This window comes from Actinomycetota bacterium (assembly GCA_040881665.1).
Lineage (GTDB): Bacteria > Actinomycetota > UBA4738 > UBA4738 > HRBIN12 > JBBDWR01.
This window is the reverse complement of record JBBECT010000005.1, coordinates 355,019-374,476: the sequence shown is the minus strand read 5'-3', so window position 1 is coordinate 374,476 and position 19,458 is coordinate 355,019. Positions and strand designations below refer to the sequence as shown.

Sequence of the window (19,458 nt, the reverse complement as noted above, 5' to 3'; positions counted from 1 at the left end):
CGTGAACCCGCTGCTAGACTCCCTCGCGGCGCTTCGGCGTACATCACAGGCTCGGGGACCGCCCCCGGGGTCCCGACGGCGACGCCGGGCCGGGACGGGACGAACCGAGCCGAGGGCTCCACCGAAAACCACAGAAGGAGGAAGCATGCCCGTCGTTACGCGGCGGGAGCTCCTCGAAGCAGGCGTGCACTTCGGGCATCAGACCAGGCGCTGGAATCCGAAGATGCAGCGGTTCCTGTACGGGGAACGCTCCGGCATCTACATCATCGACCTCGAGAAGAGCCTCGAGGGGCTCGAAGAGGCGCATACGTTCGTCCGCGACCTCGCCGCTCGCAACGGCGTCGTTCTGTTCGTCGGAACGAAGAAGCAGGCGCAGGAACCGATCCACGAGCACGCGGGCCGAGCCGGGATGCCGTTCGTCACGATGCGGTGGCTCGGCGGCATGCTCACGAACTTCCAGACGGTGTCCAAGCGGCTGATCAGGCTGCGCGAGCTCCGCGAGATGGAGCGCACCGGTGCGTTCGACGCGCTCCCGAAGAAGGAAGTGATCCGACTCCGTCACGAGATGGCCAAGCTCGAGCGCAACCTCGGTGGGATCCAGGATCTCGAACGGCTCCCGGACGCGGTGTTCATCATCGACACGAAGAAGGAGCAGATCGCCGTCACCGAGGCGCGCAAGCTCGGTCTGCCGGTGATCGCGATCGTCGACACGAACTGCGATCCAGACGAGGTGGACTATCCCGTCCCGGGCAACGACGACGCGATCCGTTCGGTGAACCTCGTGACCCGCGTGATCGCCGACGCGATCATCGAGGGTCGGCAGGAGGGTCGCGAGCGCGCGATCACGAAGGCGACCGGACCGGAGATCGAGCCCGAGCCCGAACCCGAACCCGCCAAGGCCGAACCCGCCAAGCCCGACGACACCGCACCGGCACCCGCCGCGTCGGCTCCCGATGGACCCGCCGCACCGGCACCCGCCGCTCCCGCCGCCGCGGGGGAGGAGACGTCCGCATGAGCGAGGTGACCGCTTCGGAGGTCAAGTCGCTCCGTGATTCGACGGGCGCCGGCATGATGGATGCGAAGCGGGCCCTCGTCGAGGTGGACGGCGACGTGGAGAAGGCGACGCAGCTGCTCCGGGAAAAGGGACTGGCCGGGGTCGCGAAGCGCGCCGGGCGTGCCGCCGAGCAGGGAATGATCGCGAACTACCAGCACTTCAACGGCTCCGTCGGTGTGCTCGTCGAAGTGAACTCCGAAACCGACTTCGTCGCGAACACCGAGGAGTTCCAGCAACTCGCCAAGGACATTGCCGTGCACATCGCCAGCATGGCGCCGCGCTGGCTCTCCCGCGACGACGTTCCGGGCGAGGTGCTGGAGAAGGAGCGGGAGATCTACACCGCGCAGGCCGCCGAGAGTGGCAAACCGGAGAACGTGATCCCCAAGATCGTCGAGGGCAAGCTCAACGCGTTCTACAAGGACTGGGTGCTCACTGATCAGTCCTTCGTGAAGGACGACAAGCTGTCGGTCCAGCAACTGGTCGACGAGACCGCCGCCAAGCTCGGAGAGAAAGTTGCCGTGCGACGGTTCGTCCGGTACAAGCTTGGCGAGGAAGTCGACTGAAGGGGCGGGCGAGATGAGCGAGGGGGCGCCGCAGATCGAGCCGACAGCGTCTCCGCGCGCTGAGCGGCCTATCTACCACCGGGTGCTGCTCAAGCTCTCCGGGGAGGCGTTCTCCCCCCCCGATGATGAGCACGGCATCTCCACCGAGGCGACCGCGCTGCTCGCGCGCCAGTTGGCTGAGGTGGTGGATCTCGGTGTTCAGACGGCCGTCGTCGTCGGCGGCGGCAACATCTTCCGCGGACGCGACGCCGCCGGGATGGACCGGGGACGCGCCGACTACATGGGGATGCTCGCCACCGTGATGAACGCCCTCGCCCTTCAGGACGCTCTCGAGAAGATCCACGTCACGACGCGTGTGCAGACCGCGATCCAGATGGCGCAGATCGCCGAGCCCTACGTTCCGCTCAGGGCGACGCGGCACCTTGAGAAGGGCAGGATCGTAATCTTCGCCGCCGGCCTGGGGGCGCCGTTCTTCTCGACCGACACCACGGCCGCCCAGCGCGCGCTCGAGATCAAGGCGCAGGCGATCCTGAAGGGAACGAAGGTGGACGGCGTCTACACCGCGGATCCCCACAAGGACGCCACTGCCCGCAAGTTCGAGACGATCGAGTACCTCGATGTGCTCCGCGAGGGCTACCAGGTCATGGACGCGACCGCGATCTCGCTGTGCATGGAGAACGATCTGCCGATCATCGTGTTCGACTTCCGCGAAGAGGGGAATATCCGACGTGCGCTGTCGGGCGAGCCGATCGGAACCCTCGTGCACGGGGCGCCGGCATCGTGACGATCCAGGGCGCGCTGGCCGAGGCGAAGGGCAAGATGGCGAAGGCGGTGACGCACCTGAAGGACGAGATGGGCGGCGTGCGAACGGGGCGCGCGAACGCGAGTCTGCTCAACCGCGTTACCATCGATTACTACGGAGCGCAGACGCCGCTTCAGCAACTCGCCGGGATCTCGGTTCAGGAGAGCCGTTCGTTGGTGATCCAACCGTTCGACCGCAACGCGATAGCGTCGATCGAGAAGGCGATCCAGGCCAGCGACCTGGGGATCACGCCGCAGAACGACGGCGTGGTGATCCGCCTCACGATCCCTCCACTCACCGAGGAGCGACGCGCTGAGCTCGTGAAGGTCGTGCACGGCCTCGCGGAAGACGGGAAGGTGGCCGTGCGCAACGTGCGCAGGCACGACAAGGAGAAGCTCGAAAAGCTTGAACGTGAGGGGACCATCTCGGAGGATGAGTTGAAGCGTGCCGAGAAGGAGCTCCAGAAGCTCACCGACCAGCATGTCGCCGAGATCGACGAAGTCCTCGCTCACAAGGAGCAGGAACTCAAGGAGATCGCGTGACGGATCGCGACCAGGACAAGGACGAGCTGTTCGAAGACCTGGACAAGTTCTTCGCACCGATCCAGGACGTTGAGTGGCCGGAGCACGACGACGCGGTTCCCGCGGCGGCTCCGCCGACCCAGACTCCCGCGTCCGCGGACGAACCCACGACCGACGACGAGGATCCCTTCGCCGCGCCGGATGAGCCCGTGGATCCGGCGGGCCGTCCCGAACGGCAGGTCGACATCTACGCGGAGGTCGAGGAGGGAGCGGACGCGCCCTTCTCCGAACGCGCCGCCGGGGATGAGCCCGCGGACGATGGATCGAGCGTCGTCGAAGGCATCCGGGTCCGGCCGATCGGCCAGCCGAGCGCCGAGCCCGATCCCGGCGTGTCGGTCGAGGGATCGACCGGCGACCTGTTCGAAGAGCCCACCGGCGAGCTGGGTGGTGCCTCAGATGCGGCCGGGTGGCCGTTCCCGGCCGAGGCCGAGGTCGAGGTGGTGGACGAAACCGACATCGTCGACGTCGTCGAGCCGGTCGATGCCGCCCCGGTCGAACCGGTAGCCGAAGGCCCCGACGTCGAGGCGGCCGCCGAGCACTTCGCGACGTCGGTGCGTGCGGAAACGGGAGAGGAACCGCCGGCCCCCGGACCCGGTGACGGGCTCGGCGATCTTCCGGCGACGGATGAGCCCGCACTCGAGCCCTACCTGACCGAGGAGATGCCCACCCAGCAGGGGACCGAGGCCGAGCAGGTCGAGGTCTACGAGACAGAGACCGTGGTGGGCGAGCCCTACGACACGGACCGGCCGTTCGCGGCCGAAACCGAGGTAGAGCGATCACTCCTCGCCGACCTCGACGAGGGCGAGGGGTCCGACCCGGTGGTCGTCGGCGGAGAGGGTCCCAGCTGGCAAGAGCCGACCTCCGTCGAGGTCGGCGGCGTCGAAGAGAGCGGACGCGGAGGGCGCGACATGCCGGCCGCGTTCCTCACGGGCGTGGTCCTGGTCGCCATCGCCCTGTTGAGCCTCGCGATCGGGCGCGGTGTCTTCGCGCTCGTCGCATCGGCTCTCGTGCTGCTCGCCCAGGGCGAGCTGTACGCGGTGATGCAGAAGCGCCACCTGCAGCCCGCCACGATCGTCGGGTTGGTCACCGGTGCGCTCGTCCTCGCCGCCGGCTATTTCCACGGCGAGCCGGCGATGCTCGCGATGCTCGCGCTCGGAACGATCGCCACCTTCCTGTGGTACATGACGATCCCGCCCGCGCACCGCAAGCACCTCGTGGTTGCGATCGGCTCGACGATGTTGCCGGTCGTCTACGTCTCCCTGCTTGCCGGCTACGCCCTGATCACGTTGTCGCTGGACGCGCTCGACGGGCGTGCTCTGATGATCTCGGTGATCGCGCTGACGTTCATCTACGACACGGCGGCGTTCGCCTTCGGTTCGGTGTGGGGAAGCCGCCCGCTCGCGCAATCGATCAGTCCGAAGAAGTCCTGGGAGGGCGCGATCGCGGCAACGCTCACCCTGATCGTGGCGGCCGGGATCCTCTCCTCACTCGTCGATCCGCTCGACACGATCCAGCGTTCGATCGGACTCGCGATCGTGGTCGCGATCTTCGCGCCTCTCGGCGATCTCGCGGAATCGCTGATGAAGCGAGACCTCGATGTGAAGGACATGGGAAGCATCCTCCCCGGACACGGTGGCGTGCTCGACCGGATCGACTCGCTGCTGTTCGTGGCACCAGCGGCGTTCCTGTACTTCCGGATCTTCCTCTGACCAGCGGGTTCCGGCTCATCCGGGCCTCTGCCCGAAACCTTCCGGGGCCGTGACCTGGGGATTCGCACGCGTACCCAACGCCGGGTATCGCTGTCACGTCCGGAGGCCCCGATACTGCGAACCAGGAGTGGGAACCCGGTGCGGGGCGGTCGGACCGTCCCGGCGGGTCGGGAACGCGGTGTCGTTTCCTCGACTTGTCACGGAGCCGGGGTACCCTAGGTGACGATGCGCTCGCTGATCATCCTCGGTTCCACCGGTTCCGTCGGAACCCAAGCGCTCGATGTCGTGCGTCGCAATCCGGATCGGTTCAAGGTCGTCGGGTTGTCGGCGGGAACCAACCACGAGCTGCTGATCGGACAGATCCGCGAGTTCCTGCCGCCCTTCATCGCGATCGCCGACGAGACGGCATCGGTCGACCTCAAGGAGAAGCTCGAAGGGATCAAGGGGGTCGAGCTCCTCGTCGGACCTGACGCCGCCGAGCGACTGGCGCGAGACACCGAAGCCGACATGGTGCTGAACGCGCTGGTCGGCTCCGCCGGACTCGGTCCCACGATGGCCTCGTTGCAGAGCGGCAAGACGCTCGCTCTCGCGAACAAGGAGAGCCTGGTCGTGGGTGGGGAGCTCGTGAAGGATCTGATCAAGGGCGAGCCGGAGCGTCTGATCCCCGTGGACTCCGAGCATGCCGCGCTCGCTCTGTGCCTTCGGGGTGAACGTCGCGAGGACCTCAAGCGGGTGATCCTCACGGGCTCAGGCGGTCCGTTCCGAGGGTGGACACGAAGCGAGCTGACGCGGGCCTCGGTCAAGGAGGCCCTGGCCCATCCGGTGTGGCAGATGGGTCCGAAGATCACGATCGACTCGGCGACCCTGATGAACAAGGGACTCGAGGTGATCGAGGCGCACTACCTGTTCGACCTGGAGTACTCCTCGATCCACGTGGTCGTGCACCCGGAAGGGCTCGTCCACGCGATGGCTGAGTTCCGAGACGGAGGGATGACCGCGCAGATCGCCTCGCCGGACATGCGCCTGCCGATCCAGCTCGCGCTCGGCTGGCCCGAGCGCCTGCCGACCGGTATCGACTCGGTTCCGATCGTTGACTCGAGCCTCACGTTCGAACCCGTCGACCGGGAGGCGTTCCCGGCGCTCGATCTTGCCTACCGGGTGGGGCAGCTCGGGCAGACGTTCCCTGCCGTAATGAATGCGGCCAACGAGGTCGCCGTCATGGCCTTCCTCGAGGGGAAGATCCCGCTCACGCGGATCGTCGAGGTCGTCCAGACCGTGGTGGACGAACACGAGGCGCCCTCGGTCGTGTCGATCGTCAACCTCGAGCGGGCCGACACGTGGGCGCGCAAACGTGCTTCCGAACTGCTCGAGGAGAACTAACCCATGAGCACGGCCGTGGGCGTCACCGCCTTCATCGTGATGCTGCTCCTCGTGATCCTGATTCACGAGGCTGCCCACTTCGGCTTCGCGAAGCTGTTCGGATTCAAGGTCGAGGAGTACTTCGTCGGCTTCGGCCCGAAGCTCTGGTCGACACGTCGCGGCGAGACCGAATACGGCATCAAGGCGATCCCCGCGGGCGGCTACGTGAAGATCGCCGGCATGGATCCCTTCCGGCCGGTCCCGACGACCGATCCCGACCATTCCCGCACCTACTACGAGAGGCCGATGTGGCAACGTGCCGTCGTGATCGCGGCCGGACCGTTCACCCACTTCGTGATCGCCTTCATCTTCTTCGCGATCGCGCTGACGTTCGCCGGCGGGTTGTTGCCGACCGAGTCAGTAACGTTCAGTCGGGTCGAGCCGACGCTTGACGGCGTGTCGTCGCCTGCGACCGACGCAGGGATCGAGGTCGGCGATCGGGTGGTGCGAGTACAGGCCGGCGACAACCCCGTGCTCATCGATCCGTCACCGGATGCGTTCACCGACTATGTCCGGTCGAATCAGGGGGAAACCCTTCACCTCGAGCTGGAGCGCAACGGTCGCTCGCTCAGTGTCACAGCCGATCCGGTCCTTGCGGAGGTGGAGGGGGAGTCCGTTCCGAGGATCGGCGTTGTGCTCAGCGGCACCGATCCCGAACCGATCGGTTTCCCGGGCTCCATCGTCGAGGGCGGCCGCATGGTGTGGACGAGCATCTCCGCCTCGGTCGGGGAGGCGGGACGGATCTTCGGACCCCAAGGGATCGGCCGGATGTACGAGCTCGTCTTCACGGATGCCGAGCGTGAGATCACAGATCCCGCAAGTGCGGTCGGTCTCGCGGGTGCCGCAGGAGAGCTTTCGCAGGGAGGACGGTTCTTCCAGCTGCTGTTCCTCTTCGGGGGGATCAACATCTTCGTGGGTCTGCTGAACCTCCTGCCGCTGCCGCCGTTCGACGGAGGGCACCTCGCCGTGCTCGTGATCGAGAAGATCCGGGGCAAGCGGGTGGACGTCCGGCGCCTCGTGCCGATCGCCGCGGTCGTGCTGACCTTCTTCGTTCTGTTCACTTCCGCGGCGGTGCTCGTCGACATCACCAAGCCGTTGCAGCTCGGTCCCTGACGCACCGACGGCGCTGCTCAGAGCACCCGAACCACGATTTCTCCACACCGCCGTCGGCGCTCCGCTACGCCGTCCCCGCTACGATGGGGCGTATGAGCGAACAACGATCCGTGCTGGTGGTCGACGACGAGGAGGCGATCGCCGAGGCGGTTCGTCTGCGGCTCGAGTCCGAGGGCTACAGCGTCCAGGTTGCCTTCGACGGACCCGAGGCGATCCGCCTCCACGGCGAACACCACCCGGATCTCGTGGTGCTCGACCTGATGCTCCCGGGGATGGACGGACTCGAGGTGTGCCGCGAGATCCAGCGTGACGGCTGGACGCCCGTGCTGATGCTGACGGCGCGGACCGACGAGACCGACAAGGTGGCGGGCTTCGCGGCCGGCGCCGACGACTACCTCACCAAGCCGTTCAGTCTGCGTGAACTCGCCGTTCGGGTGAAGGCGATCCTCCGGCGGATGGACAACATCCGCACGGCGAAGACCTCGGGCCCGGTCGAGCACGATGGGCTCGTGATCGACCCGCAGCGCCGCCGCACCTTGCTGGACGGCGAGGAGGTCGGCCTCACCCCTCTGGAGTTCGAGATCCTGGCGACCCTGGCGACCGAGCCCGGCGTCGTGTTCAGCCGTGAGGACCTGATGGACAAGGTCTGGGGGTACCGCGACTACGCGGGTGGGAGGGTCGTCGACTCACACGTCGCCCGGATCCGGCGCAAGCTCGACGAGGACGGCAACGAACCCAGGTTCATCCGCACGGTCCACGGCGTGGGCTACGCGTTCCAGGACGGGAGCTAGCGCGTGCGGTTCCTCCAGCGGCTCGGGTCGATCCGCGCCAAGCTGGGCTCGACGATCGTGTTCGCGGTGGTCGTCACGCTCGCGGTGATCTACGTGCTCTTCGCGTGGGCTTTGCGGAACTCCCAGACCGAGGCCGACTACCTGAAGTTGATGGCGACCGCGAACCGAGCCGCCTCCGCGCAGCTGCGCAACCCGCCGTCAGGTGTGACCACCCTGTACCTCAACGCCGACGGCTACTTCGAAGGAACGGCTCCCACCGAGCTCCCTCCCGAGTTCTTCGACGGGCGCAGCCATTGGGGTGTGAACGACACGATCGTCTACGCCGCGGTACCCAAGGTCATCGAGGGGAAGCAGATCGCGACGATCTACGCGTACCGTGACGCACCGCCTCGCGGATGGGTCGGCGGGTTCGCGAAGACGGCTCGGTTCCTCCGCGACTATCGGTGGCAGTTGCTCGCCGCGGGAGCGATCGCAGCCGGTATCGCGCTCGTCTTCTCTCGCTGGCTCGCACGCGGGATGACGCAGCCGCTCCGCGACATGGCGGCGGCCGCGAGCCTGATGGCGAAGGGAGAGTACGGCCAGCGTGTGACGACGACGTCGCGGGATGAGGTCGGACGGCTGGCCCAGGCCTTCAACCTCATGGCGGCCGATCTCGAGAGCGTCGAACTTCAGCGCCGTGATCTCGTCGCGAACGCCGCGCACGAATTGAAGACGCCGATCGCCGCGATGCGCGCGCACCTGGAGAACCTGCTCGACGGCGTCGAACAACCCGATCCGAAGACCCTCCAGGTGATGCTCGGTCAAGCCGAGCGGCTCGGTCGGCTCGTCGAGCAGCTCTTGGACCTCTCACGGCTCGAGTCGGGAGATGTGCCCCTGCGCCGTGGTCGCCTGCCGCTGCCGCCCCTCGTCGACCAGGTCATCTCCGAGATTGACGTCGCGCGTGGAGATCGGAACGTTAACGTCACGAACGGGATCGGGGACGACCTGCCGCCGCTGATCGCGGATCGGGAGCGGGTCGCCCAGGTGGTGTTCAACCTGCTCGACAACGCCGTCCGATTCACCGCACCGGGAGGCAGCGTGACGGTGACCGCCGAGGGCCATGGCGGTGTGGTGCAGGTGCGCGTGGCCGATACCGGCGTGGGGATCCCGGCCGAGCACCTCCCTCGCGTGTTCGAGCGCTTCTACCGCGTAGACTCGGCCCGTTCTCGGGACGAGGGAGGCACGGGGATCGGGCTCGCGATCGCACGGTCGGTTGTGGAGGCGCACGGAGGGCGGATCTGGGCAGAGAGTCGCCCCGGCCGGGGCAGCGACTTCGTGTTCGAGCTTCCCGCCGCCGCTCCCCGCGCGGAGTCCGATCGGTCCGGAACCCCGGATGTGACGAACGGCAGGACGAACGACGCCGACGGCAGGGTCGGCCCCCAGGTGAAGCCACGAGCAAGGAGGGATGCGTGACCGCCCGCACGATCACGATGGAGGTAACGCCACCGGAACGGTACGCGTTCCTGGACCTGACCGAGGACCTGGAGCGAGCGATCAAGGATTCCGGGGTGACCGACGGCGCCGCGATAGCGTTCTGTGCGCACACCACCTGCGCCCTGCTGATCAACGAGTGGGAGGACGGCGCGATGCAGGACTTCCGCGCCCGGATGCGCGATCTTGTTCCCGACGAAGATCACTACTACGCACACGATGATCTCGAGCGCCGCACGCAGAACCTGCAGGAATCCCACGAGCGCGCGAACGGTCATTCCCACGTGAAGTCGATGCTGCTGTCGGCGACCTCCCACGCGATCCCGGTCGTGTCGGGGGAGCCGGGGTTGGGACGGTGGCAGCGTCTGATCTTGTTCGAGATGGACGATCCGAAGGATCGCCAGATCATGTTCCACGTGTTCGGCGAGTGATCGCGACCCCGCCCCGGGTCCAGAAGGCGAGAGCACGCCCGCACGTAGACTGGACGGAGACCGATGCTGGCCCCACGCCGGACGACCCGGACGATACGGATCGGCGATGTCGAGATCGGCGGCGACGCGCCTGTGCGCGTGCAGTCGATGACGACGACGAAGACAGCCGACATCAACGCGACCCTGCAGCAGATCGCCGCGCTGGTGGCGACCGGGTGCGAGATCGTGCGCGTCGCCGTTCCCCACTGGGAGGACGCCGAGGCGCTGACCGCGATCGCGGCGAAGTCCACGATCCCGGTAGTGGCCGATATCCACTTCCAGTGGAAGTACGCGATGGCTGCCCTCGAAGCCGGGATCCAGGGACTGCGGATCAACCCCGGGAACATCAAGTACCAGGACAAGGTGCGCCTGATCGCGCGTGAGGCCAAGCAGCGCGGGGTGCCGATCCGGATCGGCGTGAACGCGGGATCACTCGAATCCGATCTGCTCACCAAGTACGGTGCCCCCACCCCCGAGGCCCTGACAGAGTCGGCGCTGAACGAGGCTCGGGTCCTCGAGGACGAGGACTTCTTCGACATCAAGATCTCCGTGAAGCACTCGAACCCCCTCGTGATGATCGAGGCCTACCGCATGCTCGCGGAGAAGTGCGACTACCCGCTGCACCTCGGCGTCACCGAAGCGGGACCGATGCCAACCGGCGGCGTGAAGTCGGCTGTGGGGATCGGCACCCTGTTGGCCGAGGGGATCGGCGACACGATCCGTGTCTCGCTCACCGACGACCCGGTCGAGGAGGTCAAGGTCGGCATGACGATCCTCCAGTCGCTCGGACTCCGCAAGCGCGGACTCGACCTCGTCGCGTGCCCAAGCTGCGGTCGAGCCGAGGTCGACGTGCTCGGGTTGACGAAGCAGGTGAACGAGGCCCTCGAGCGCGAGGGCCTCAAGGTCCCGATCCGCGTCGCGGTGATGGGGTGTGTCGTGAACGGTCCCGGTGAGGCCCGTGAGGCCGATCTCGGTATCGCCGCCGGCAAGGGGCAGGGGTTCCTGATCGTCGGCGGCGAGGTCAAGGACAAGATCCCCGAGACGGAGTTCGTTCCGCGCTTGATCGCCGAGGCCAAGCGGATCGCCGCGGAACGTGAGGGCGCCGGCGAAGAGCAGTGATCCCGGAGGGTCTCTAGACCTGGCGCCCCGTCTCGGCCAACAGTCTCGTCTGGGCGTCTGCGTCGTCGGGAACCGGAACGGCGGCGACGAACGCCCCGCCGTCGCGCCACGCCTTGATCTGCGGCATCAGACGCTCGGTCACGAATGCCACGAGCTCGGGCGGGAGCGTCTCGTCCGCGCCGATGCCACGTGCCAGGTCCCAGGCATGGATCGTGTGGTCTGCCGTCATCTCGAACGCGTACTGCTCGGCGGGAGTCTCGCCCCCGGACAGGTGCACGGGCCGGGTCATCGCGCCGCTCGCGGAGAACTGCGTCTGAGCGGCGGCGACGGCCTGGTCCCATGCGGCGACCGGATCCTCACCGAGTACATCCCCGTCGTAGGCATCACCCACCTCCGCGACGGTGCGGCCGACCAAGAGGGGAACGACCCAGCGATCCTCGGCGGTGACGTGGTTCACGAGGTCGCGGACGTTCCATTCCGTGCAGGGCGTGGGCGCGCCCCATTGGTCGTCGCGGATCGTGTGCACGAGCGCTCCGAAGTGATCGCTCGCGCGGCGGTACAGGTCGGGAATATCGGCCATGTCGGAACCCCCTGATGGTGATCGTTCGCTGCCGGGAGTCCCAGCATCGCCCGGCGAGCCGCGCACGTGCAAGCCGGCGTCGTCAACGGGTCAGGCGCAGGAAGTTCTCAACGATCGTCGGGCCGTCGGGCGTCAGGATACTCTCGGGGTGGAACTGGACCCCGAACCGTGGCAGCTCTCGGTGCTGGGTCGCCATCACGAGGCCGTCATCGGTCCACGCGGTGAGCTCCAGCTCGTCGGGCAGCTCGTCCCGCAGGACCACGAGGGAGTGATAGCGGGCCGCCTCGAACGGGCTCGGTACCCCGGCCAGGATCCCGGCGCCCTCATGGAAGACCTTCGACGCCTTCCCGTGCACGGGCGCCGCGCGATCGACCCTCCCACCGGTCGCGATCCCCAACGCCTGGTGGCCGAGGCATACCCCGAGCACGGGGGTCTCTGCGGGCAGGATCGCGAGGAGATCGGTCATGCAGCCCGCGGCCTCGGGGCGACCGGGACCGGGGGAGAGCACGACGGCATCCGGGCGGCGAGCGACGAGGGCCTCGGCCGGCTCCGCGTCGCTGCGGACGACTTCGGTCGCCTCGCCGATCTTCTCGATCAGCTGGACGAGGTTGTAGACGAACGAGTCGTAGTGATCGACGACGAGGATCATCGGCTGGCTCCCGTGGGTTCGGTGGTGCCGGTTCGTCCCGCGACGGCGGGCATCAGCCCCGCGGCTTTGGCCTTGGTTTCCCGCAGTTCGGCCTCCGGGTCGGAGTCGGCGACCACACCGCAGCCACTCTGTACCGTCGCGATCCCGTCCGCGATCACGGCGGTACGGATCGTGATGCAGAAGTCGAGGTCCCCGGCGAACGTCAGGTATCCGACCGCACCTGCATAGGGACCCCGTGCTGTCGGCTCCGCGTCGGCGATCAGCTCCATCGCTCGTCGCTTCGGTGCGCCCGTCACCGTTCCCGCCGGAAAAGTGACGGCGAGCGCGTCCAGCGGGTGGAACCCTTCGGCGAGGTCACCCTCGACCGTGCTGACGATGTGCATCACCCGCGAGAAGCGTTCGACGACCATCAGCTCGGTGGGTTCCACCGTTCCGGGCGCGCACACGCGACCGATGTCGTTCCGAGCGAGGTCGACGAGCATCGCGTGCTCGGCGCGTTCCTTCGGATCGGCGAGCAGGCGATCGGCGAGCGCGCGATCCTCGTCCTCGTTCGCGCCCCGCGCGTACGTGCCGGCGATCGGGCGGCTCGTCACGCGCCTGCCCTCCACGCGAACGAGCGGCTCGGGGGAGGACCCCGCCAGCTCGATGCCCGGCTGGCGCACGAAGAACATGTACGGGGAGGGGTTGCTGACGCGCAGGCGACGATAGATGGGGAATCCCCCGTCCGGCGCGGCGAACGCGACACGGCGCGAGGGAACGCCCTGAAAGATGTCGCCGGCGAGGATGTGCTCCTTGAAGTCGGCGACGATGTCGCGGAACCGCTGGTCGGTCATGTTCGGGTCGCCGGCGGATGCGTCCGCGGCCGCCCCGTCGCCGATCGGTTCGGGCGCAGGAGGGCGTGCCTCCACGACCTTCCGGGCGAGATCGCCCAAGGCCTCGAGCGCCCCGTCGTAGCCGCCGCTCGGCACGTGCGCCACGAGCAGCAGCCGCTGCCTCCAATGATCGAACACCACTGCACGGTCGATCACCTGCAGCGTGATCGGAGCCGCGACGAGTTGCTCGCCGGACGTGCCTGTGGGGAACGGATGTCCGTCGAGCAGGAACGCGGCCTCGTACGAGAGCACGCCCATCAGCCCCCCGGTCAGGGCCGGGAGGTCGGGGATCCGCGGACCGCGGAGCTGTTCCGCTACCGATCGCAACGCCGCGCGCGGATCGGTTCCCGGGGCGGGAGGTTGGAGGCGGAGCTCGCGAACGCGGTCTTCGACCCGAACACCGTCGGCGTCGGCGACGATCAGCGCTGCAGGCTCCCCGGCGACGAACGAGAACCGCCCCCAGCGCTCGGAGCGCTCGACGCTCTCCAGCAGGATGCCCGGACCGTCGGCCGCCAGCGCCTCGAACAACCCGACGGGGGTGGACACGTCGGCGAGCAGCTCGGTCCACACCGGGACGAGCGGCCACTCGGCGGCGAGGGCGTCGAACTCGCTTCGGTCTGGTCGGATCTGCAGCTGCTGGTCCACCGGTCGATCCTCCTCGGATACGTCAGGTGCTCGGAAATGCAAGAGCCCCGGGCTCGTCGCCCGGGGCCGTCGCGTCGTCGCTGGTGGAGCGGGGGATCAGGCGCGCGTCGGAACCGGGCTCGTGGAGCCCCGACGCCAGACCCAGCTCTCCGTGCGGACGATCATCGTGCCTGCATCGTGCCAGGTAGGCCCCATCGGCGTCAATCATCCCCAGATGACCGATAGACGCCTCAGGCACGGATTGGCAGTCTTGGCCGGTCCCGCCGAGCTACCCGTGGCCCGGCGCCGCAACGGAAGGAACCTCAGATGCCCGCACAGCCCCCCAGCGCTGTTCGCCGTGCAGTGGGCAACGCGACCGCTGCCGCGCTGGTTGTAGCGGGAGCAATGCTCGCCTCGCCTGCGGCAGCCGTCGATCAGGGAACCGTGGAGGGCCAGCCCCGCAAGGTCGTTCCCGGTACAGGTTCGCTGCCCTCGAACGTCCTCGTTGAGGACGAAGTGATCGTGCGGTGGGCAGAGGGCGTTCGCGGCCGAGACCTTGACGGGCTTCACCGCTCGACGGGCGTGGTGGTCGATGATCGTCTTCCCAACCTCGAGATGGACGTCCTGAAGGTCCGGTCCGGGGTCTCGGTCGATGCGGTCATCCGCAGCTACGAGCGCGATCCGCGGGTGAAATTCGCCGAGCAGGGTCTTCGGCGCTACCCGCAGATCGTTCCGAACGACACGGACTTCGGCGACCTTTGGGGTCTGCGCAACACGGGGCAGACGGTCGGCGGGATCGCCGGAACGAACGGCGCCGACGTCGATGCGACGACGGCCTGGGACACATCGCTGGGTGGATCAAGCATCGCGAACGGCGTGATCGTCGCGGTCCTCGACACGGGAACGCGGCTCGCACACGAGGACCTGGCGGACAAGCTGTGGGCGAACCCCGACGAAGTGGTCGACGGCCTCGACAACGACGGGAACGGTTACGTCGACGACATCCACGGCGTGAATCTGACGACGGGGGGAAGCCCGAACCAGGTCAACGGGCAGTGCGACCAGAACGGCTGTCCCGCGCACGGGACGCACGTCGCAGGAACGATCGGCGCGGAATTCGACAACGGTCTGGGTGTCGCGGGAGCCTGTCCCAACTGCCGGATCATGTCGCTGCGTTCGAACCTGTCGACAGGTGAGATCGTCGAGGGCTTCAGCTACGCCCTGGAGGAGGGCGCCACGATCGTGAACGGGAGTTTCGGCGGCCCGGTGTGGTCGAAGGCCGAGCGGGCCGCGATCATGCAGGCTGCCAACCAAGGCGTACTGTTCGCGTTCGCCGCCGGCAACGATGCGCTCGACAACGACATGAATTCGCAGAGTACTTCGACGGGCGGGATCTCTCCCTCGTACCCGGCGAGCTACAACGTGCCGGGGATCATCGCCGTGGCGTCCAGCGACAATCGCGACCGCTACTCGACGTTCTCGAACTGGGGAAGGACCTCGGTCGACATCGCCGCCCCGGGGACGAACGTCTACAGCACGATGAGTGTTGCGAACAACGCGTACGGGTTCCTCAGCGGGACCTCGATGGCCACCCCGCACATCGCCGGGATCGCCGGGCTCGTTCGAGCGCACCGCCCCTCCCTCTCGCCCCTTCAGACCGTCAACGCACTCATGCGCGGTGTCGACCAACCGAGCTCCCTCCAGCTCCAGACGGACGCCGGGGCGGTCGGGGGTGACCTCACGGCAAGCCAGGGACGGAGCGACGCGAACTCCGCCCTGACGGCGACGACGGAGAACGCGACCCCCGACAGCGACGGCTTCCCGACGGAAGCGAACGGGATCACGAAGTCGAAGAACGGAAGCTTGGCCTGGCCCGCCGACGTCAATGACTTCTTCAAGAAGCGGCTGCGGAAGGGAGCTACCTACGAGGCGAGACTGGCTGTCCCCCCCGGCAAGGACTTCGATCTGGTCGTCTGGACCAAGGCCGTGAAGGACACGTGGCAGTTCACGATGGGCTGCTACACGGGGGGAGCCTGTCCGCAGTTCCGTGGTGGGTCCTTCAAGGGCAATGGGAAGGACGAGACGGTCCGATTCAAAGCCAAGTACGCGGGCGTGCACTACTTCCATGCGACGTCGTACTTCAGCAACGGCAACTACACGATGAAGGTCGTGAAGGTCTGATCCCCGCGGCAGCGCTGCGGTAGGGTCGATGGCGCTCAGGTTCGAGCTCCCCTTGATCGCCGTTCCAGAAGGGTTGACGCTATCCGCCTGCTTCGTTCCGTCCTTGCCTCTTCACTCGCCACCTGTCTCCTGTGGACGGCCGGGGTGGCCTCCGCTGGAGTCTCGGGCTCGCCCGGATCGTTGATCGAGGCCAAACTCGCGCCCCGGCTCGAGGCGACGCTCGACTCGACCGACCCGTCGATCCAGCGCGTGCCGGTCTCTGAGGGGGGTTTCCTCGGTGTTGACGACCGTCTCGAAGCCACACCCGCATGGAGCACCGGGGCACTGGGGCAGAGTTGGTTCGTGTCGGCGGTCAACGCCCACATCGGCGTGTTCCCCGCGGGCGGGGGCGCTGTTCGGCCCGGATGGCCGGTCCGGCTCCGGGTCTTCGAGGGCGCCCTCCCCGCAGGTGCGGTGGAGTCGTCACCGCGCGTCGTCTACGACGCCTACGCTGATCGGTTCGTGCTCGCGTTCGTCGGGCAGGACAAGGCGTCGAAGCCGACCCGGTCGTGGATCGTCCTTGCCACGGTTCGGGACGCCGATGCCGACGATCCGGATGCATGGTGCGTTCGGCGCGTCGCCGGCGATCAAACGAAGAACGACGGCGAGCAGCGGCCCGCCGCACCCGCGCTCGGGTTCACCGGCGACCGGGTCACGGTCGCGACCGACCAGCGCGGCATGAAGGGAACGAAGTTCCACTACGCGCAGGTCCTCTCGTTCGCGAAGGGCCAGCTCTACGGGTCGTGCGGCAAGCTCGCCCCGAAGGTGTTCGCCAACGAGAAGACCCGCGACCCGAACCGCGAGCGCGGCGTGGGGCTGCAACCGGTGCAGACGGTCGGAGGAACCTCGCCGAACGTGCAGTACCTCGTCTCGTTCCAGGGAACCGCTCGGGGCGATCGGCTCGTCCTGTGGCGGATCCGCAAGACGGCTGGGGGCTACAAGCTCGCCCGTGTCTCCCGCAAGGTGCCGTCGGCATCGGTCGCGCCGTACGGGACGCAGCGCGATGGCGGGATCGGCGATCCCGACACGTTCTGGGATACCGGCGACCTGCGGCTCGGTCCCTCCTGGTTCGACGTCGACACGAACCGCATCAGCACCGCACACGCGGTCGCGCGCGCCGCCGGGGACGCCTCGTACGTGGAGTCGGCGATCCGCTGGTACCAGCTGCGGCCCGAGCCGGACCTCACCTCGTCGGCGGTGTCGGGTCAAGGCTCCCTGTTCGTCGAGGACAGGGATCTCGCGTGGCCCGCCGTCGCGACGACGGCTTCGGGAACGATCGTCATCACCCACAGCCGTGCCGGCGTGCTCGGAGGCGGGCAGTTCCTGTCCGCGTACGCGACCGACGTCGTCGGCGGCGTGGTGGACGGGACCACGCTGCTTCGGGCGGGGGAGGCCCGGTACCAGGCGGGGCAGGGCCCGGATCCGTGGGGCGGATCGAACGCGGCGAACCGCGACCCATCGGCCCCATCGAGGGTCGCGGTCGCCAACCAGTTCGCGATCTCCGACGGCGGTGGCGCCACGGCGCTGTGGCACCAGTGGCTCGACGTGCTCGATCCCGCCTGATCTGCTCCGCTCCCTCGCACCCGCGCGGAACTCCTCGCCCGACGACGGTATCCTTCGAGGATGCGTCTGTCCCAACTCTTCTCCCGCACGCTCCGCGAGGCGCCAGCCGACGCGGACGCTCCCTCGCACCGACTGCTGCTGCGGGCGGGGATGATCCGTCAGCTCATGGCCGGCGTGTATTCGTTCCTCCCCCTCGGACTCCGAACCTTGCAGAGGGTCGAACACATCGTCCGCGAGGAGATGGACGCCGCGGGTGCGCAACAGGTGCGGCTCCCGGCGATCGTTCCCAGCGAGCCCTGGAAGGTCACCGGCCGGTGGGACGCCTACGTCGAGGAGGACCTGCTGTTCACCCTGCACGATCGCCAGGATCGTGAGCTCGCGCTCGGGCCCACCCACGAGGAGATCATCACGCCACTGGTCGCCAGCGAGGTCGAGAGTTACCGGGATCTGCCAGTGAACGCGTACCAGATCCAATGGAAGTACCGGGACGAGGCCCGTCCACGGTCGGGCCTGCTGCGCGGGCGCGAGTTCCTGATGAAGGATGCCTACTCGTTCGACCGCGACGTCGACGGGCTGCGCGAGAGCTACCGGAAGATGGTCGATGCCTACAGAGCGATCCTCACCCGCTGCGGCCTGGACTTCGCACAGGTGGAGGCCGACCCCGGGTTGATCGGCGGGGACGTGAACCACGAGTTCATGGCGCCCGCCGATGTCGGCGAAGACCTGTTCGTCCGTTGCGAGCGCGGGGACTACGCGGCGAATGTCGAAGCGGCGGTCGCCGCCACTCCCGACGAGGCGACCGGCGCCCCCGCAGAGCGGCAGGACGTTCCCACGCCCGGCGCGTCGACGATCGAGGCGGTCGCGACGCTCCTCGAGGTCGCGCCAGGTGAGACCTTGAAGTCGATGGCCTACGTGGTGGACGGCGCGCCGATCCTGGTCCTGGTTCCCGGGGACCGGGATGTGAACGAGGGCAAGCTTCGACGTCTGTTTTCGGGGTCGGAGCTGCGGATGTTCGATACGGCCGACTTCGGCCGTTACGGGATGGTCGTGGGATTCACGGGACCCCAGGATCACGACGGGGTCACGATCGTCGCCGACAACCGGGTCCGGACCCGCTCGGACTGGATCACAGGCGCCAACCGTGCCGATGCGCATACGAAGGGGATCGCCCCCGGCCGCGACTTCACGATCGATCGCCTCGAGGACATCGCGACCGTGACCGACGGCGACGTGTGCCCCCGATGCGGCGGCGGTCTGACGATCGGACGGTCGGTCGAGGTGGGACACACCTTCCAGCTGGGAACGCGGTACTCCGAGCCCCTGAAGTCGACGTTCGTCGACGACGACGGGATCGAGCGCCCGCTGGTGATGGGGTGCTACGGCATGGGGATCTCGCGCGTGATCGGCGCGGTCGTCGAGCAGCACAACGACGACGACGGCATCGTCTGGCCGAAGGCGCTGGCACCGTTCCAGGTCGTGATCGTGATGGCGAACCGCGACCACGCGGAGGTCGTCGCTCGCGCCGAGAGCCTCTACCGGGTGCTCACCGAACGTGGGCTCGATACCGCGCTCGACGATCGCGACGCTTCGGCGGGCGTCAAGTTCACCGATGCCGACCTGATCGGGTACCCGGTCCAGGTCGTCGTCGGCAAGCGGGGGATCGACGGCGGCACGGTCGACGTGAAGGTCCGCGCGTCCGGAGAGCGTTCCCAGGCGCCGGTCGACAACGCGGTCGAGGCGATCGTTCAGGCTCTTCACGCCGCCCCGTAGTTCCTTTCGCCGGGTCGTCCGGGTTCGAGCAGCGGGGACCGGAGACGCGTCGTGCCTGCTGAACGGGCATTAGAAGACCCTCCGCTATA

The 19,458-nt window shown here is 67.8% G+C and carries 17 protein-coding genes; 14 read left to right on the top strand and 3 right to left on the bottom strand.

What is annotated here, in order from left to right; all coding sequences use genetic code 11:
* Positions 1 to 145 precede the first annotated feature (145 nt).
* The 11 genes from rpsB to ispG all read left to right on the top strand — a co-directional run bounded on the left by rpsB (position 146) and on the right by ispG (position 11,091).
* The gene (rpsB, locus tag WEF05_07520; protein ID MEX1101732.1) at positions 146 to 1,015 is read left to right on the top strand and encodes a 30S ribosomal protein S2; all 870 of its coding nucleotides are present in this window, start codon (positions 146 to 148) and stop codon (positions 1,013 to 1,015) included.
* Positions 1,012 to 1,617, top strand: coding sequence for a translation elongation factor Ts (tsf, locus tag WEF05_07515; protein ID MEX1101731.1), 606 nt, complete (start codon positions 1,012 to 1,014; stop codon positions 1,615 to 1,617). The genes rpsB and tsf overlap by 4 nt, the downstream gene beginning before the upstream one ends.
* A 13-nt stretch (positions 1,618 to 1,630) precedes the next feature.
* Complete coding sequence (gene pyrH / locus WEF05_07510) at positions 1,631 to 2,401, top strand: UMP kinase (GenBank protein ID MEX1101730.1); 771 nt, start codon at positions 1,631 to 1,633, stop codon at positions 2,399 to 2,401.
* 35 nt (positions 2,402 to 2,436) lie between these two features.
* Positions 2,437 to 2,961: a ribosome recycling factor gene (gene frr, locus WEF05_07505; GenBank protein MEX1101729.1), complete on the top strand. Its 525-nt coding sequence runs from the start codon at positions 2,437 to 2,439 to the stop codon at positions 2,959 to 2,961.
* Complete coding sequence (locus WEF05_07500) at positions 2,958 to 4,709, top strand: phosphatidate cytidylyltransferase (protein ID MEX1101728.1); 1,752 nt, start codon at positions 2,958 to 2,960, stop codon at positions 4,707 to 4,709. The genes frr and WEF05_07500 overlap by 4 nt, the downstream gene beginning before the upstream one ends.
* Positions 4,710 to 4,934: 225 nt before the next feature.
* Positions 4,935 to 6,089, top strand: a complete 1,155-nt coding sequence (gene dxr / locus WEF05_07495) for a 1-deoxy-D-xylulose-5-phosphate reductoisomerase (protein MEX1101727.1) — start codon at positions 4,935 to 4,937, stop codon at positions 6,087 to 6,089.
* Positions 6,090 to 6,092: 3 nt separating this feature from the next.
* A complete protein-coding gene (locus WEF05_07490) occupies positions 6,093 to 7,241 on the top strand; it encodes a site-2 protease family protein (protein MEX1101726.1) in 1,149 nt (382 codons plus the stop codon).
* A 92-nt stretch (positions 7,242 to 7,333) separates the two neighbouring features.
* A complete protein-coding gene (locus WEF05_07485) occupies positions 7,334 to 8,032 on the top strand; it encodes a response regulator transcription factor (GenBank protein MEX1101725.1) in 699 nt (232 codons plus the stop codon).
* 3 nt (positions 8,033 to 8,035) lie between these two features.
* Positions 8,036 to 9,484 carry a HAMP domain-containing sensor histidine kinase gene (locus WEF05_07480; protein ID MEX1101724.1) on the top strand — a complete coding sequence of 483 codons (1,449 nt, stop codon included), beginning with the start codon at positions 8,036 to 8,038 and terminating at the stop codon, positions 9,482 to 9,484.
* The gene (locus WEF05_07475) at positions 9,481 to 9,933 is read left to right on the top strand and encodes a secondary thiamine-phosphate synthase enzyme YjbQ (GenBank protein ID MEX1101723.1); all 453 of its coding nucleotides are present in this window, start codon (positions 9,481 to 9,483) and stop codon (positions 9,931 to 9,933) included. Before WEF05_07480 ends, WEF05_07475 begins: the two co-directional genes overlap by 4 nt.
* 63 nt (positions 9,934 to 9,996) lie before the next feature.
* Positions 9,997 to 11,091 carry a flavodoxin-dependent (E)-4-hydroxy-3-methylbut-2-enyl-diphosphate synthase gene (ispG, locus tag WEF05_07470; GenBank protein MEX1101722.1) on the top strand — a complete coding sequence of 365 codons (1,095 nt, stop codon included), beginning with the start codon at positions 9,997 to 9,999 and terminating at the stop codon, positions 11,089 to 11,091.
* A gap of 13 nt (positions 11,092 to 11,104) precedes the next feature.
* Here the strand turns inward: ispG and WEF05_07465 are convergent, their stop codons facing one another.
* The 3 genes from WEF05_07465 to WEF05_07455 form a co-directional block, all read right to left on the bottom strand.
* A complete protein-coding gene (locus tag WEF05_07465) occupies positions 11,105 to 11,671 on the bottom strand; it encodes a TIGR03086 family metal-binding protein (GenBank protein MEX1101721.1) in 567 nt (188 codons plus the stop codon).
* An 82-nt stretch (positions 11,672 to 11,753) separates the two neighbouring features.
* Entirely contained in the window at positions 11,754 to 12,320 is a 567-nt protein-coding gene (locus WEF05_07460; GenBank protein MEX1101720.1) for an aminodeoxychorismate/anthranilate synthase component II, read from the bottom strand.
* A complete protein-coding gene (locus WEF05_07455) occupies positions 12,317 to 13,837 on the bottom strand; it encodes an anthranilate synthase component I family protein (protein MEX1101719.1) in 1,521 nt (506 codons plus the stop codon). The genes WEF05_07460 and WEF05_07455 overlap by 4 nt, the downstream gene beginning before the upstream one ends.
* A 306-nt stretch (positions 13,838 to 14,143) precedes the next feature.
* On the opposite strand from WEF05_07455, the gene WEF05_07450 reads away from it, so the two are divergent.
* The 3 genes from WEF05_07450 to WEF05_07440 all read left to right on the top strand — a co-directional run bounded on the left by WEF05_07450 (position 14,144) and on the right by WEF05_07440 (position 19,369).
* Positions 14,144 to 15,997: a S8 family peptidase gene (locus WEF05_07450; GenBank protein ID MEX1101718.1), complete on the top strand. Its 1,854-nt coding sequence runs from the start codon at positions 14,144 to 14,146 to the stop codon at positions 15,995 to 15,997.
* Between the two features lie 144 nt (positions 15,998 to 16,141).
* Positions 16,142 to 17,599 carry a hypothetical protein gene (locus WEF05_07445; protein ID MEX1101717.1) on the top strand — a complete coding sequence of 486 codons (1,458 nt, stop codon included), beginning with the start codon at positions 16,142 to 16,144 and terminating at the stop codon, positions 17,597 to 17,599.
* A 60-nt stretch (positions 17,600 to 17,659) separates the two neighbouring features.
* Entirely contained in the window at positions 17,660 to 19,369 is a 1,710-nt protein-coding gene (locus tag WEF05_07440; protein MEX1101716.1) for a proline--tRNA ligase, read from the top strand.
* The last annotated feature ends 89 nt before the right edge of the window (positions 19,370 to 19,458 follow it).

Excerpts from the sequence above, each read along its gene's own strand:
- WEF05_07450 (MEX1101718.1), top strand. The coding sequence starts at position 14,144 with ATGCCCGCACAGCCCCCCAGCGCTGTTCGCCGTGCAGTGGGCAACGCG.
- WEF05_07490 (MEX1101726.1), top strand. The coding sequence starts at position 6,093 with ATGAGCACGGCCGTGGGCGTCACCGCCTTCATCGTGATGCTGCTCCTC.
- WEF05_07440 (MEX1101716.1), top strand. The coding sequence starts at position 17,660 with ATGCGTCTGTCCCAACTCTTCTCCCGCACGCTCCGCGAGGCGCCAGCC.
- dxr (MEX1101727.1), top strand. The coding sequence starts at position 4,935 with ATGCGCTCGCTGATCATCCTCGGTTCCACCGGTTCCGTCGGAACCCAA.
- WEF05_07485 (MEX1101725.1), top strand. The coding sequence starts at position 7,334 with ATGAGCGAACAACGATCCGTGCTGGTGGTCGACGACGAGGAGGCGATC.
- WEF05_07465 (MEX1101721.1), bottom strand. The coding sequence starts at position 11,671 with ATGGCCGATATTCCCGACCTGTACCGCCGCGCGAGCGATCACTTCGGA.
- tsf (MEX1101731.1), top strand. The coding sequence starts at position 1,012 with ATGAGCGAGGTGACCGCTTCGGAGGTCAAGTCGCTCCGTGATTCGACG.
- WEF05_07460 (MEX1101720.1), bottom strand. The coding sequence starts at position 12,320 with ATGATCCTCGTCGTCGATCACTACGACTCGTTCGTCTACAACCTCGTC.
- frr (MEX1101729.1), top strand. The coding sequence starts at position 2,437 with ATGGCGAAGGCGGTGACGCACCTGAAGGACGAGATGGGCGGCGTGCGA.
- ispG (MEX1101722.1), top strand. The coding sequence starts at position 9,997 with ATGCTGGCCCCACGCCGGACGACCCGGACGATACGGATCGGCGATGTC.
- pyrH (MEX1101730.1), top strand. The coding sequence starts at position 1,631 with ATGAGCGAGGGGGCGCCGCAGATCGAGCCGACAGCGTCTCCGCGCGCT.
- rpsB (MEX1101732.1), top strand. The coding sequence starts at position 146 with ATGCCCGTCGTTACGCGGCGGGAGCTCCTCGAAGCAGGCGTGCACTTC.